1 protein-coding gene is annotated in these 231 nt (G+C 39.4%); it reads left to right on the top strand.

What is annotated here, in order from left to right:
• Positions 1–39: 39 nt before the first annotated feature.
• Positions 40–231 (top strand): LysR family transcriptional regulator (locus AAEY88_RS15670; protein WP_350563879.1); only part of this gene is annotated, 192 nt, incomplete at its 3' end.

Raw genomic sequence — 231 nt, 5'->3', positions numbered from 1 at the left:
GAGTAATACTGATACCACTATGAACTTATCCAATAGCCCATGTTAAAAATAGAATTGCTTGAAAGTTTTATCGCTATTGCTGAATGTGGCAACTTGTCAAAAGCAGCAGATAAAATTTGCCGAACCCAATCAACACTGAGCTTACAAGTTAAGAAACTTGAAGAGAGTGTCGGCCAATCTTTGCTGATAAGGGACAACAAAGGTGTCACCTTGACTGAGTCAGGTGAAACC

Origin of the sequence: Psychrobacter sp. CAL346-MNA-CIBAN-0220 (genome assembly GCF_040309805.1) — a bacterium.
GTDB lineage: Bacteria > Pseudomonadota > Gammaproteobacteria > Pseudomonadales > Moraxellaceae > Psychrobacter.
Note: the sequence above shows the minus strand (reverse complement) of the source record. Positions and strands in the feature narration are given on the sequence as shown.